This window comes from Lawsonibacter asaccharolyticus (assembly GCF_022453915.1).
Taxonomy (GTDB): domain Bacteria; phylum Bacillota; class Clostridia; order Oscillospirales; family Oscillospiraceae; genus Lawsonibacter; species Lawsonibacter asaccharolyticus.
The window spans coordinates 44,983-58,727 of sequence record NZ_CP091870.1; the positions used below are offsets into that span (position 1 = coordinate 44,983).

Consider the following 13,745-nt stretch of genomic DNA (forward strand, 5'->3'; position numbering starts at 1 on the left):
CTTGCTGCATAACCTTGCGCTGGGCTTCTCAGTCCTGGCTGATCCCATGACCATTGTGTACTCCCTGATCGGCGTAGTGTGCGGTGTTATCATCGGTGCGCTGCCCGGTCTGGGGCCTTCGGTGGGCATCGCAGTGCTCCTGCCCATGTGCTACGGACTTGATCCGGCCTGTGCCCTGTGCATGCTGTGCGGGATCTACTACGGGGCCATGTACGGTGGTTCCATTACCTCTATCCTGATCAATACGCCCGGTGACTCTGCCGCCATTATGACGACCCTGGACGGATATCCCATGGCGCGGCAGGGAAAAGCAGGGAAGGCCCTGGGCATGTCCTGTCTGGCATCGGTCATCGGCGGGACGATATCTGTGGTGTTGTTCATGTCTCTGGCACCTGTGGTATCCAATTTTGCTACAAAGTTCGGGCCGTCCGAATATTTCGCCCTGATGCGGGCATGACAGGGAAATCTCCTGCAAAGGGTTTTTTGGCTGCGTTTATCGGCCTGTTTGTGGCGGGGATCGGGATTGACCTGATCTTTGGTACTACAAAGTTCGTATTCGGCAATGTAAACCTCTACTCCGGCATTGACTTTGTGCCGGTGGCCATGGGCTTGTTTGGGATCGCAGAGATCGTATGCAACTATTCTGACAATAATCTTAAAGTGGATAAGGGGAGCCTGAAGGTCAAAAATCTGCTGCCCAGCAGACATGAGTGGAAGCTGTCCCTGCCCCACATCGGCCGGGGGACGATTTTAGGCTTTATTGTGGGGATGCTGCCAGGGGCGGGTGCTACGATCGCTTCTTTTCTCTCCTACGACATGGCAAAGCGCACCTCAAAGCGGGGAGAGGAGTTCGGCACCGGTGTGATCGAGGGTGTGGCGGCCCCGGAGTGTGCCAACAACGCTGCCTCCATGGGGGCCATGGTTCCTATGCTGACCTTGGGCGTCCCCGGTTCGGGCGCGACGGCCATCATGATGGGTGCGCTGATGATGCTGGGCATCTCACCTGGTCCCTCCTTCTTTGTGAATGAGGCTGACGTTGCCTGGGGACTGATCGCCTCCATGTATCTGGGAAATGTCATTCTGGTGTGCATTGGTCTCGGCGCGCTCTCCCTGTTCGTGCGCATCCTGAATGTAAAGACCTCCACCCTGAACGCGCTGATCTTTGCATTCATTCTGGTGGGCGCCTATGCGCTGGAGAACTCCATGTTCACTGTGGGAGTGACTCTTTTCTTCGGCCTGCTGGGTTATATCCTGAAAAAGGTGGGGGTCCCTGCGGCACCCATGGTGCTGGCGCTGGTGCTGGGTGCGATCACCGAGACCAATCTGAGACAGGCGCTGATCATTGACAACAACAATTTTGGAGCGGTCATCTCCCATCCCATTTCCGCGGTCATCCTGGTGCTGGCGGTCCTGCTGGCGTTCGGCACCCCCATCAAATCCCTGATCACAAAACTGTGGGCAAAAAAGAAAGCGTGACCGGCGTTGACCTTATGTATGATCGGGCGGTGCCCGGTTATATAAAATGAAAAAAGGAGAAAAAGAAATGAAAAAATTGCTTGCTCTGATTTTGGCGGCCGCAATGTCGCTCTCTCTTGCGGCGTGTGGAAACGGTAGCACCTCCTCTGGCGGAGGGAGCACATCTGAGCCCGCCGGAACTCCCGCGGCATCTTCAGGGGAGGAGACCGGATGGGTCCCCACAGAGGACATTGAATTTGTGATCCCCTTCGGCGCGGGCGGCGGAAATGACGTTATGGTCCGAAAAATCCTGGAGATCGTTGAAAAATACGATATGTGTCCGGTGAATATCGTCCCGGTGAACAAAGAAGGTGGTTCCGGAGTGGTAGGCTATACCTATCTGACCTCCAAGGGCGCCGGGTATGAGTACGCGCTGGCCTCCACATCCGCCAGCTTTTACACCCAGCCGCTGACGGGAAATTCTCCCTTTACGCCGGACGAAAGCACGTTTTCCTTCGTGGCACATATGGTAAAAGACCCTGTGGTGCTGGTGGCCCACCCCTCCTACGGTTTTACATGTATCCAGGATGTGGTCGACTATGCCAAGGAGCACCCCGGTGAGCTGAAATGGGGCGGTGTCGGCAACGCATCTGACGACGCGATCATCATGTATATGCTGAACAATATCGCCGGGATCGATTTGACCTATGTGCCCTATGACGATGGGGGAATGTGCCAGGCGGCGCTGCTGGGCGGACACATCGGCCTGAGCACCGTCTCTCTGGCAGAGGCGGAGGAGCACATGGCGGCAGGCAACATGGTGGCGCTGGCCGCCTGCGCGGATGAGCGGTTTGACGCGATCCCCGAGGTCCCCACCGCGGCAGAGCAGGGCTTTGACATCGGCCATCAGCAGAGCCGGGGCATCGTGATGAACGCCGGCGTGCCCGAAGAGGTGCTGGCCTATTATTCCGACCTGTTCCAGAGAGTCTCTGAAACAGAGGACTGGATCGAGTATGCAGAGTCCAACGCCATGACGGTGTCCTTTATGCCTTATCAGGAGTTCGCAGCATATGCCGCTGAGATGCTGGAGGACTATACCACCTACCTGGGCATGATCCCCCAGGATTGATCCAGGGCTGATCTACCTGGATCTGGATGCAGGGCCGGCCCCTCTTTTTGATGGGGCCGGCCCTGCCGTTTTGCGCCGCCCCCTTGCATTGGGTGCCCAAATCCGCTACACTTATTTATCATCCTTATCATCATCCGGGAAGGGCAGAGGGGGCAGAGGGTATGGACCATGAGGCATATATGCGGCGGGCGCTGGAGCTGGCCGCTCAGGCGGCGGAGCAGGGGGATGTGCCGGTGGGGTGTGTCATCGTCCGGGACGGGGAGATCGTGGGAGAGGGACGCAACCGCCGGGAGGAGAATGGGGACGCCACCGCCCACGCGGAACTGGAGGCCATCCGGGACGCCTGCCGCCGGCTGGGGAGCTGGAGGCTGCACCGGTGCACTATGTATGTCACCCTGGAGCCCTGCCCCATGTGTGCCGGGGGGATCATCAACGCCCGGATCGGCACCGTGCGCTATGGGGCCAAGGATGACAAGGCGGGGGCCTGCGGATCGGTGCTTAACCTGTTCGAGGAGCGGTTCAACCACCGTCCCAGGCTCTATCGGGGCCCCATGGAGGCGGAGTGCGGCCGTGCCCTGCGGGCCTTTTTCGAGGACCTGCGGGAAAAAGACGGATTTTCGGAGGAGATTTAATCCTTTTGTAACATCTGCGGGTGACTTATTTAATAAAAACTGGATATTATAATACTCGCAAGGCAAGAGCATCTTTTCATTCTATCCTCCAATTCTTTTGGAAGGCCGACAGGGGACTGTCGGCCTTTCCTCTTTTTCCACGGCTGCGGGAGGGAAGGGAGAAAAAACCAGTGCGATTTAATGGTTATGTAACATTTGCCCCTTCATTTCTTAATAACTCCAGGGTATCTTGATACTTGCAAGAGACAGTTTGTTTCATTTTAATCCTCTTTTTCAGCAGAAAGTCCCGAGCGCTTTGGAGCAGGCGTTCGGGACTTTCTGTTTTTCTGCATAGATTTCCAGATCCAAGGGAGAATACAGGGGGAAAGGAGGGCGCATATGGCTGAACAGAAGCAGGACGGACCTCACCCCCGCCGGGAGCCCAGATTTCCCGGCCCCCTGACCCTGGAGGGAGTGGAGCAGATCTTTGAGGGCTGCTCCGACTTTGCAGAACGCACCGCGCTGCTGCATAACGACCCACAGAGGCAGGTGACCCTCTGCTATATCAACGGCATGGTGCGGGGGGAGCGGATCAACGACTATCTGCTGCGGCCGCTGGCCCAGGACCCGCGCCTGTCTGCGGTATCTGAGGCGGAGGCATTCCAGCTGCTGGGACAGGGGGCGCTCTATAATTTATATGTAGAGCGCCGCACCACGCTGGACCAGGCGGCGGTGGATCTGACTATGGGCTGGTGTGTCCTGTTCTTTCCCGGGCGGATGGATGCACTCTCTTTCTTCGTAGGGACAGAGGAAAAGCGGGCGGTGGGGCAGTCGGAGAACGAGCCCGCCCTGAAGGGGGCCCGGGACTCCTTTGTGGAGTCCATCCTCACCAACACCTCCCTGGTCCGCCGCCGCCTGCGGGCGCCGGAGCTGAAGGTCCGGCAGCATGTGGTCGGACGGCAGTCCCTCACCCCGGCCATGGTGGTCTATCTGGACGGGATCGCCGACCCGGACACGGTGAAGCGGGTAGAGGAGAAGCTGGACGCCATCGACATCGACGGGGTGGAGTCGGCAGGGAACCTGGAGGAGTACCTCACCGATGCGTCCCGGACCCCCTTTCCCCTGATGCCGTTCACCCAGCGGCCGGACCGGTTCTGCGCCGGGCTGCTGGAGGGGCGGGTGGGGCTGCTGTGTGACGGCCTCCCCTTCGGCTATCTGCTGCCGGGCACCATGGACCAGTTCTTCCGGACCAGCCAGGACCGGGCCTTCAACTGGATGACTGCCTCTATGCTGCTCCTGCTGCGCTATTTCTGCATGGCGGCCACCCTGCTTATCCCCGGGCTCTATATCGCTCTGGTGACCTTCCACCCGGAGGCCATCCCGGTGAAGCTGGCCCTGTCCATCGTGGCGGCCAAGCAGGAGGTCCCCTTCTCTACTGTCTTTGAGGTACTGATTATGCTGGTAGCCTTCGAGGTGCTCCAGGAGGCGGGGCTGAGGCTGCCCTCTCCTATCGGAGCTACTGTGTCCATCCTGGGCGGCCTGGTGGTGGGCAATGCCGCGGTGGAGGCCCACATCGTCTCTCCGGCGGTGCTCATCGCGGTGGCCATTGCAGGGGTGGCGGGATACACCATGCCCAGCCAGGACATGGCGGCCGCCCTGCGGCTGTGGCGCTTCCTGCTGGCCATCCTGGCCAGCCTGGGGGGACTGTTCGGCCTGGCGATGGGCTGTGCGGCCCTGATCTGCCATCTGGCCGGGCTGGAGAGCTTCGGCGTGCCCTATTTGGCGCCGTTTACGTCCGCAGCAGGACAGGAGCGGGGGAGCTCTGATCTGATCCGGCTGCCCCTGCCCTGGATGAAGTGGCGGAACGGTGCGGCGCGGTCGGCCAACCGGAGGAATCAGCGATGAAAAAAGTTTTAGCAGCGGCCCTGTGCGGCGCGGTGATGTTCCTGCTCCCAGGATGCGGCGGGGAGCGGCTTCCCTATGCCCGGGAGATGGGGGACATGGCCCTGATGCGCACCATGGGAGTGGACACGGGGGAGGGCGGAGCGGAGCAGCTCCATGTTACGGTGTCCAGCGGCCGCCGGGCCAGAGGCTTGCAGGGGGAGGCGGAGCCGCCCCTGGTCCTCTCTGCGGAGCGGGAGTCCATCAGCGGCGCCTGCCTAGCCATGCAGGGGCTGAGTGACAGCTATGTGTTTTACGGACATGTGGACCAACTGCTGCTGGGGGAGGAGCTGTCCCGCCGGGGCATCCTGGAGACCCTCCAGTACTTCAGCCAGGACCAGGAGCTGGGGATGGGGACCCAGGTCTGGATCGTCCGGGGAGGTACGGCGGCGGAGGCCATCTCCGCCGAGCAGGAGCGGGGGGTGGAGAGCCGCCTGTCCACCATCCAAACGGACAGTGAAATGGGGATGGCGGGGATGACCAGGACCGTGGGGGAGACCCTGACGTCCCTGATGGAGGACGGTTCCGCCTATCTGCCCGGGCTGGTCCCTGGGGGGGACGGCGCACTGCTGGAGGCGGGATACGGAGTGGTGAAGGACGGCATGCTGGCGGGCTGGCTCACCGGAGAGCAGGCCCGGGGCCTGGAGCTGGCGGCCGGGCAGGTCGGGGCGGACATCCTGGAGCTGGAAACCAGGGGAGGAGGCGCCGCAGTCCGGGTGACAGCGGTATCGGTGAGCTGTGTGCCGGAGTTTTCCGGCGAGAGGCTGACTGGGCTGGAGCTGGCCTGCCGACTCTCTCTGCGGGCGGAAGAGAGCTGGGGAGAACCGGAGCCGGCAGAGCTGTGTGCGGCGGCGGAGGAGCGGGAAGCGGCCCGGATCTCAGCGGCGCTGGAGCAGCTGAAGGGCTGGAACGCGGACTGCCTGGGCCTGGCCAGGCGGGCGGGCCAGACGGAGAGCGCCCGCTGGAACGCCCTCCGGGCCCAGTGGCCGGAGGTGTTTCCGGAACTGGAGATCCAGGTGACAGTACAGGCTTCGCTGCTGGCGGCCTGAGGAGGGAAAAGGGATTGAAACAGGAGAAGGTCTCGTTCCGGCAGCTGATGGCGCTGCTCTGGGCCGGGCTGCTGGGGCCGGCGGCGGAGTGGCTGCCTTCCATGGTCACAGAGCGGGCAGGGCCCGCCGGGTGGCTGGTACCCCTGCTGGCCCTGCCGGTGCTGCTGGCCGCCGGGTGGCTGGCGGGCTCCCTGAGCAGGGGAGCAGGGGGGCTGAGCCAGGGACTGATGGACAGCTTCGGACCTGGGGCAGGGAGAGCGGTGCTCACGATCTATATCATATGGATGGAACTGTTGCTGGCCCTGCGGCTGCGTCTGTCTGCCCAGAGAATGATGGCGGCGGGGGAGAGGGACGGCGCACTCTGGTTTTTCCTGCCGGTGCTGGTCCTGATGGCCCTCTGGATCAGCTGGGGGAAGGCGGGGCGGCTGGCCCGGACCGGGGAGCTGTTTTTCCTCCTGCTGGCCGCTGCCGCCGCCGCAGTGGTGGGGCTGGCCCTGTTCCAGGTAAAGGGAGAAAACCTCCTGCCCCTGTGGACAGAGCCCGCCGCGCAGACCTTGTATGCCGCCCTCCCGGTGTCAGGGGTGCTGGGATACGGACTGTATGCCGCCTTCCTATATACGCCTGAGGAGGGGGGGAGAGAGGGCGGGCGCTGGGTCCGGTGGTGTGCGGGGGGCTGTCTGGCCCTGTGCGGGACCCAGCTGGTCATCCTGGGGGTATTCGGCCCCGCACTCACGGCGGAGCTGGAAAGCCCGTTTTTTCAAATGGCCAAGAGCGTAGGGGTGGAGGGGGCGTTCCAGCGGGTGGAGAGCCTGGTGGCCGCCGTGTGGAGCTTCAGCGACTTGATCCTGCTGGCGGGGCTGCTCCAGGGCATGAAGCGGATCGTGGGGGTCCTCCTCCCCAAGGCGAGCCCCCACGCAGCCGCCGTGATGCTGCTGGCCTCCGCCGGGGTAGTGGGGCTGGCGGCTTTCCCTAACAGTGCGATTCCAGAAGCGCTGGGGAGAGGAGCTGTGCTGTGGGGGAACCTTCTGCTGGCCCTTGCTCTCCCTCTCCTGGCAGTCGTGGTGAAATGGTTTCGGCACTGAGTCAGGATGCACCTACATCTTGTAGGTTAAATGAAGGAAAAATCCGAAGATATAGTACCGTAAAAGAAAGAGGAAAAAATAAGGAAGAAAATCGAAAAAAGGTGTTGACATTTGGCGCTGGGTTTGCTATAGTAAGCAAGCGCTTTGCGAGACAGCTTTTTTGTAGAGAGGCTGGACGGCGGAAGTGCGGTTATCACAAGGGAAGCGAAGCTGAGGACTTTGAGATCGACTGAGAAGTTCGAAAAAAGTTCTTGACAAAGCGAGAAAGATGTGGTAACATATCAAAGTTGCCGAAAGGCGGCGGGCGCACAGCGCTGCGGATGAGAGAACAAAAGAGCTTGAAAAAACTCGAAAAAAGTTCTTGACAAAGCGAATGAGATGTGCTAAAATTTAAAACCGCCGCTGAAAAGCGAGCGGGCCGCGCAAAAACAAGTTAAAAAGAATTTGAAAAAAGTTCTTGACAAACAAGTTTGAGTGTGGTAAAATTAAAACCCACCGATGAACGGCGTGCACCTTGTAAATTAAACAACGTAACGAAAACACGAAGCACCAGATTTGGATTTGGTTGTTCAAACAAGCTTGAGCTTGAAGGACGACCGTTAAATTTCTTTGAAGCTGGAATGAGCTTCAATAAAGTGATTTGAAGAGCCTCGGTTCTTTAGATACCATTTTATTGAGAGTTTGATCCTGGCTCAGGATGAACGCTGGCGGCGTGCTTAACACATGCAAGTCGAACGGAGTGCCTTAGAAAGAGGATTCGTCCAATTGATAAGGTTACTTAGTGGCGGACGGGTGAGTAACGCGTGAGGAACCTGCCTCGGAGTGGGGAATAACAGACCGAAAGGCCTGCTAATACCGCATGATGCAGTTGGACCGCATGGTCCTGACTGCCAAAGATTTATCGCTCTGAGATGGCCTCGCGTCTGATTAGCTTGTTGGCGGGGTAATGGCCCACCAAGGCGACGATCAGTAGCCGGACTGAGAGGTTGGCCGGCCACATTGGGACTGAGACACGGCCCAGACTCCTACGGGAGGCAGCAGTGGGGAATATTGGGCAATGGGCGCAAGCCTGACCCAGCAACGCCGCGTGAAGGAAGAAGGCTTTCGGGTTGTAAACTTCTTTTCTCAGGGACGAACAAATGACGGTACCTGAGGAATAAGCCACGGCTAACTACGTGCCAGCAGCCGCGGTAATACGTAGGTGGCAAGCGTTATCCGGATTTACTGGGTGTAAAGGGCGTGTAGGCGGGAAGGCAAGTCAGATGTGAAAACTATGGGCTCAACCCATAGCCTGCATTTGAAACTGTTTTTCTTGAGTGCTGGAGAGGCAATCGGAATTCCGTGTGTAGCGGTGAAATGCGTAGATATACGGAGGAACACCAGTGGCGAAGGCGGATTGCTGGACAGTAACTGACGCTGAGGCGCGAAAGCGTGGGGAGCAAACAGGATTAGATACCCTGGTAGTCCACGCTGTAAACGATGGATACTAGGTGTGGGGGGTCTGACCCCCTCCGTGCCGCAGTTAACACAATAAGTATCCCACCTGGGGAGTACGATCGCAAGGTTGAAACTCAAAGGAATTGACGGGGGCCCGCACAAGCGGTGGAGTATGTGGTTTAATTCGAAGCAACGCGAAGAACCTTACCAGGGCTTGACATCCTACTAACGAAGCAGAGATGCATTAGGTGCCCTTCGGGGAAAGTAGAGACAGGTGGTGCATGGTTGTCGTCAGCTCGTGTCGTGAGATGTTGGGTTAAGTCCCGCAACGAGCGCAACCCTTATTGTTAGTTGCTACGCAAGAGCACTCTAGCGAGACTGCCGTTGACAAAACGGAGGAAGGCGGGGACGACGTCAAATCATCATGCCCCTTATGTCCTGGGCTACACACGTACTACAATGGTGGTAAACAGAGGGAAGCAAGACCGCGAGGTGGAGCAAATCCCTAAAAGCCATCCCAGTTCGGATTGCAGGCTGAAACCCGCCTGTATGAAGTTGGAATCGCTAGTAATCGCGGATCAGCATGCCGCGGTGAATACGTTCCCGGGCCTTGTACACACCGCCCGTCACACCATGAGAGTCGGGAACACCCGAAGTCCGTAGTCTAACCGCAAGGGGGACGCGGCCGAAGGTGGGTTCGATAATTGGGGTGAAGTCGTAACAAGGTAGCCGTATCGGAAGGTGCGGCTGGATCACCTCCTTTCTAAGGAGAACTCAGCAGACGATAGTTTGCTGCAGTGTCCTAGGTCAGTAATGGTGGAGCGTAAAGTCGTTACGTTGTTTAATTTAGAGGGCGCACGCTGGAGGGGCGGCGAACCTTACGGGCCCATAGCTCAGCTGGCTAGAGCGCACGACTGATAATCGTGAGGTCGGTGGTTCGAGTCCACTTGGGCCCACCACTAAAAAGCTCTGAGGTATGGGGGTATAGCTCAGCTGGGAGAGCGCCTGCCTTGCAAGCAGGAGGCCAGCGGTTCGATCCCGCTTATCTCCACCAAGATCGGATTGAAGTGTTTGGGCAATGGTCCGAGCATTTCAATCTGACCTTGAAAAAGGTTGGAAGCCTGCACCTTGAAAACTGAACAGTGAAGCAAGCAAGAAATTGCGAGCAAGCAACAGAGAGGTAACAAAGTAAAATTTGTGGACTTTTAAATAAAGGGTAACACAAACTACAATGAACCAAATCTGAAGCCTGCATAATTCTAAAATGACGATAGAGAACAGCTGAAAGGCTGTTCTACGAAGGTCAAGCTAGAAAGAGCGCAAGGGGAATGCCTTGGCATCAGGAGCCGATGAAGGACGTGACAAGCTGCGATAAGTCTGGGGGAGCTGCACATAAGCATTGATCCCGGAATTTCCGAATGGGGAAACCCGGCGGAGCAATACTCCGTCAACCTGCGTTGAACAAAATAGGCGTAGGTAGGGAACCGCCTGAACTGAAACATCTAAGTAGGGCGAGGAAGAGAAATCAACAGAGATTCCGCTAGTAGTGGCGAGCGAACGCGGAAGAGGGCAAACCGGTGGATTTATTCACCGGGGTTGTGGACCGGCGCACGGCAGAATAAGTTAGCTGAACGGTATGGGAAGGCCGACCATAGCGGGTGATAGTCCCGTAAGCGAAAACTGAGTTCTGTCAGCTGGGATCCAGAGTACCGCAGGACACGTGAAACCCTGTGGGAAACCGGGGGGACCACCCTCCAACCCTAAATACTACCTGATGACCGATAGAGGAGCAGTACCGTGAGGGAAAGGTGAAAAGGACCCCGGGAGGGGAGTGAAATAGAACCTGAAACCTTGTGCTTACAAGCACTCAAAGCACGTTAAGGTGTGATGAGGTACTTTTTGTAGAACGGTCCGGCGAGTTATTGTATGCAGCAAGCTTAAGGTGTTCAGCACCGGAGGCGAAGCGAGAGCGAGTCTGAATAGGGCGTATGAAGTTGTATGCAATAGACCCGAAACCAGGTGACCTATCCATGGGCAGGTTGAAGTGGGGGTAAAACCCCATGGAGGACCGAACCGACCCCCGTTGCAATGGTGGCGGATGACCTGTGGATAGCGGAGAAATTCTAATCGAACTTGGAGATAGCTGGTTCTCCCCGAAATAGCTTTAGGGCTAGCGTTGATTTAGATTACCGGAGGTAAAGCACTGAATGGGCTAGGGGCTGATAAAGTTACTGAACCCTATCAAACTCTGAATGCCGGATAATTGATGGTCAGCAGTCAGTCTACGTGAGATAAGTCTCGTGGACAAAAGGGAAACAGCCCAGACCCACAGCTAAGGTCCCAAAGATACGCTAAGTGGAAAACGATGTGGAATTGCGAAAACAACCAGGATGTTGGCTTAGAAGCAGCCACTCATTAAAAGAGTGCGTAATAGCTCACTGGTCGAGTGATTCTGCGCGGAAAATGTAACGGGGCTAAGCGTAACACCGAAGCTTGGGATGCAGCAATGCATGGTAGGGGAGCGTCGAATACGGGGTGAAGTCGCAGCGGGAGCAGCGGTGGACTGTATTCGAGTGAGAATGCCGGAATGAGTAGCGAGAATTATGTGGGAATCATAATGGCCGAAAATCTAAGGTTTCTTGGGGAAGGTTCGTCCGCCCAAGGTAAGCCGGGAGCTAAGGCGAGGCCGAGAGGCGTAGTCGATGCACATACGGTTGAAATTCCGTAGCCACCGAAACTTAAGCTAGAAGGACACTTGGAGCTATCCAGACCCGGGCGTTGGTTGACCCGGGCGAAAGGGACCGAAAATAAGTAGGGAAGCTGGAGAATGACGAGGCGAGAAAAGTTCTAGTGTATGCTAAGGTGCCCGTACCGCAAACCGACACAGGTAGATGAGGAGAGAATCCTAAGGCCAACGGGAGAAGGGTTGTTAAGGAACTCGGCAAAATTACCCCGTAACTTCGGGATAAGGGGAGCTCCCTAAGGGGAGCCGCAGAGAATAGGCCCAAGCGACTGTTTACCAAAAACACAGGTCTATGCTAAATCGAAAGATGACGTATATGGGCTGACGCCTGCCCGGTGCTGGAAGGTTAAGAGGAGGGCTTAGCGCAAGCGAAGGTCTGAATTGAAGCCCCAGTAAACGGCGGCCGTAACTATAACGGTCCTAAGGTAGCGAAATTCCTTGTCAGGTAAGTTCTGACCCGCACGAATGGCGTAACGATTTGGGCGCTGTCTCAACAGCCCACCCGGCGAAATTGTAGTACCGGTGAAGATGCCGGTTACCCGCAACTAGACGGAAAGACCCCATGGAGCTTTACTGTAGCTTAATACTGAGGATTGGTAAATCATGTACAGGATAGGTGGGAGACATGGAAGCCTGGGCGTCAGCTCAGGTGGAGTCACCCTTGGGATACCACCCTTGATTTACTGGTTTTCTAACCTGCGGCCGTGAATCCGGCCGGGGGACACTGTTAGGTGGGCAGTTTGACTGGGGCGGTCGCCTCCTAAAAGGTAACGGAGGCGCTCAAAGGTTCGTTCAGCACGGACAGAAATCGTGCAGTGAGTGTAAACGCATAAACGAGCCTAACTGCGAGACCGACGGGTCGAGCAGTAACGAAAGTTGGAGTTAGTGATCCGGCGGTATGTGAGTGGAAATGCCGTCGCTCAACGGATAAAAGCTACCCTGGGGATAACAGGCTGATCTCCCCCAAGCGTCCACAGCGACGGGGAGGTTTGGCACCTCGATGTCGGCTCGTCACATCCTGGGGCTGAATTCGGTCCCAAGGGTTCGGCTGTTCGCCGATTAAAGTGGCACGCGAGCTGGGTTCAGAACGTCGTGAGACAGTTCGGTCCCTATCTGTTGCGGGCGTAAGAGATTTGAAGGGAGCTGTCCTTAGTACGAGAGGACCGGGATGGACAGACCTCTGGTGCACCAGTTGTCCTGCCAAGGGCACAGCTGGGTAGCTACGTCTGGACGAGATAAACGCTGAAAGCATCTAAGCGTGAAACTCTCCCTAAGATTAGATCTCTCATCCTTTATGGAGTAAGGCTCGACGTAGACTATGTCGTTGATAGGTCGGAGGTGGAAGTGCTGCGAGGCATGTAGCTGACCGATACTAATAAGCCGAGGGCTTGACCTTAAGGTCAGGGAAGAAGAATGCAGGCGCTTGTGAGCGAAGGAAAAGCGAGTTTCACTGTTCGGTTTTGAAGGCGCAGGAGATGCACCTTTAGCTCAGTTGGTAGAGCAACTGACTCTTAATCAGTGGGTCCCCGGTTCGAATCCGTGAAGGTGCACCAAGTGGTCCTGTCCAGGACGCTGGGTGCGTCCTGGGCGGGGACTGCTGAAAGAGGAGCGACGATGGCCCGTTGGTCAAGCGGTTAAGACGGCGGCCTCTCACGCCGCAAACATGGGTTCGATTCCCGTACGGGTCACCAAATTTCTCTTGACAAATCAAAAATAGCGGATATAATACTTACTGTTGGGAAGACGGTAAGGAGAGAAAAGGCGTAAGAACTTTTCTTTGCTTACTTTCTTTTCGGAGAAAGTAAAGTAGGTGCTGATTAGAGCGAGGGTCCACCCGTTCCCATTCCGAACACGGAAGTTAAGCTCGCTTCTGCCGAAGATACTTGCCTGGAGACGGGCCGGGAAAATAGGTAGTGCCTACACAAGGGTCCGGTCCAACCGGACCGGACCCTTTCACATTCCTCAATAGCTCAGTCGGTAGAGCATGCGGCTGTTAACCGCAGGGTCGTTGGTTCGAGTCCAACTTGGGGAGCCAAAAATGCGGCTTGCCGCCACTTGCTCGTGACGGCAAGCCGTAATTTCAAAATAACGTGTGAACGGTTAATGGGCCTTTAGCTCAGTTGGTTAGAGCAGCCGGCTCATAACCGGCCGGTCCACGGTTCGAGCCCGTGAAGGCCCACCATATAGGGGTATAGCTCAGCAGGTAGAGCAGCGGTCTCCAAAACCGCGTGCCGAGGGTTCGATTCCTTCTGCCCCTGCCAGAGAGTTGCAGAGTGATCTGTTTTTATATTGATTAAA

5 protein-coding genes, 7 tRNA genes, 3 rRNA genes and 1 pseudogene are annotated in these 13,745 nt (G+C 57.1%); all 16 read left to right on the plus strand.

The features are described from left to right. Positions 1–46: 46 nt before the first annotated feature. The 16 genes and pseudogenes from L9O85_RS00205 (at position 47) to L9O85_RS00280 (ending at position 13,708) form a co-directional block, all read left to right on the plus strand. Positions 47–1,476, plus strand: a pseudogene (locus L9O85_RS00205) (tripartite tricarboxylate transporter permease). 67 nt (positions 1,477–1,543) lie between these two features. Beyond that, entirely contained in the window at positions 1,544–2,584 is a 1,041-nt protein-coding gene (locus L9O85_RS00210; protein ID WP_050623008.1) for a Bug family tripartite tricarboxylate transporter substrate binding protein, read from the plus strand. 161 nt (positions 2,585–2,745) lie between these two features. Continuing rightward, positions 2,746–3,216 carry a tRNA adenosine(34) deaminase TadA gene (tadA, locus tag L9O85_RS00215; protein WP_050623007.1) on the plus strand — a complete coding sequence of 157 codons (471 nt, stop codon included), beginning with the start codon at positions 2,746–2,748 and terminating at the stop codon, positions 3,214–3,216. 378 nt (positions 3,217–3,594) lie between these two features. Continuing rightward, positions 3,595–5,100: a spore germination protein gene (locus tag L9O85_RS00220; RefSeq protein ID WP_050623006.1), complete on the plus strand. Its 1,506-nt coding sequence runs from the start codon at positions 3,595–3,597 to the stop codon at positions 5,098–5,100. Beyond that, positions 5,097–6,185, plus strand: coding sequence for a Ger(x)C family spore germination C-terminal domain-containing protein (locus tag L9O85_RS00225; protein WP_050623005.1), 1,089 nt, complete (start codon positions 5,097–5,099; stop codon positions 6,183–6,185). Before L9O85_RS00220 ends, L9O85_RS00225 begins: the two co-directional genes overlap by 4 nt. Before the next feature lie 14 nt (positions 6,186–6,199). Beyond that, on the plus strand, positions 6,200–7,267 hold the full coding sequence (locus L9O85_RS00230; RefSeq protein ID WP_050623004.1) for a GerAB/ArcD/ProY family transporter: 1,068 nt from the start codon (positions 6,200–6,202) through the stop codon (positions 7,265–7,267). A 669-nt stretch (positions 7,268–7,936) separates the two neighbouring features. Then, positions 7,937–9,467 (plus strand): 16S ribosomal RNA (locus L9O85_RS00235). A gap of 119 nt (positions 9,468–9,586) precedes the next feature. Next, positions 9,587–9,663 (plus strand) — tRNA-Ile (locus L9O85_RS00240). Positions 9,664–9,682: 19 nt separating this feature from the next. Beyond that, a tRNA-Ala gene (locus L9O85_RS00245) sits at positions 9,683–9,758 on the plus strand. Between the two features lie 247 nt (positions 9,759–10,005). Continuing rightward, positions 10,006–12,843 (plus strand): 23S ribosomal RNA (locus tag L9O85_RS00250). An 81-nt stretch (positions 12,844–12,924) separates the two neighbouring features. Then, a tRNA-Lys gene (locus L9O85_RS00255) sits at positions 12,925–13,000 on the plus strand. A gap of 63 nt (positions 13,001–13,063) precedes the next feature. Further along, positions 13,064–13,138, plus strand: a tRNA-Glu gene (locus tag L9O85_RS00260). Positions 13,139–13,253: 115 nt separating this feature from the next. Then, positions 13,254–13,369: ribosomal RNA gene (gene rrf, locus L9O85_RS00265) — 5S ribosomal RNA — on the plus strand. The 16S, 23S and 5S rRNA genes sit together here with 7 tRNA genes alongside, the layout of an rRNA operon. 37 nt (positions 13,370–13,406) lie before the next feature. Continuing rightward, a tRNA-Asn gene (locus L9O85_RS00270) sits at positions 13,407–13,482 on the plus strand. A gap of 70 nt (positions 13,483–13,552) precedes the next feature. After that, a tRNA-Ile gene (locus tag L9O85_RS00275) sits at positions 13,553–13,629 on the plus strand. A 3-nt stretch (positions 13,630–13,632) separates the two neighbouring features. After that, positions 13,633–13,708, plus strand: a tRNA-Trp gene (locus L9O85_RS00280). Positions 13,709–13,745 lie beyond the last annotated feature (37 nt).

Coding starts and splice junctions, on each gene's coding strand:
- L9O85_RS00210 (WP_050623008.1), top strand. CDS start 1,544: ATGAAAAAATTGCTTGCTCTGATTTTGGCGGCCGCAATGTCGCTCTCT.
- L9O85_RS00220 (WP_050623006.1), top strand. CDS start 3,595: ATGGCTGAACAGAAGCAGGACGGACCTCACCCCCGCCGGGAGCCCAGA.
- L9O85_RS00225 (WP_050623005.1), top strand. CDS start 5,097: ATGAAAAAAGTTTTAGCAGCGGCCCTGTGCGGCGCGGTGATGTTCCTG.
- tadA (WP_050623007.1), top strand. CDS start 2,746: ATGGACCATGAGGCATATATGCGGCGGGCGCTGGAGCTGGCCGCTCAG.